Below are 413 nucleotides of genomic sequence, written 5' to 3' on the forward strand. Positions count from 1 at the left end.
GGCCAAGTTTCAGTATGGACGGCGTGTGAGTTTGAAAGAATGCGTGAACTGAGACAGGACTTCAGAAACGAAAAAGACGTAGCGAAAGAAAACATCTATATCAGCAGCTACTGGAAACGTGACGTCACTGAAGATGGCCATAAAGTATTGAAGCAACAAGATACGCAAGCTTTAGCAAGCTAAAATGACCAGTTGTTTACTACGACTGATCTTAAGCATCTTTGAAAACGCTTAGCTCCTAATGCTGATAACAACGCCCTTACGATGTGTCTATCTTTAAGGGCGTTTGGCTTTAATCCCGTCAAAGCAAAGCATAATACAAATTAAATACTCTCACCGATTTCAATCTCATAACCAAGATCCAGTTTCGCAACCCACTCTTTATTTCCTTGTAAACGCGCTACCACTTGTTG

General features: G+C 41.2%; 1 protein-coding gene. It reads left to right on the plus strand.

Going from position 1 to position 413, the window contains the following annotated elements; translation table 11 throughout:
• The coding region (locus tag FTW16_RS01865; protein WP_146489852.1) for an SIP domain-containing protein at positions 1–183 on the plus strand (183 nt) is incomplete at its 5' end.
• Positions 184–413 lie beyond the last annotated feature (230 nt).

This window comes from Vibrio sp. T20 (assembly GCF_007858795.1).
Lineage (GTDB): Bacteria > Pseudomonadota > Gammaproteobacteria > Enterobacterales > Vibrionaceae > Vibrio > Vibrio satsumensis.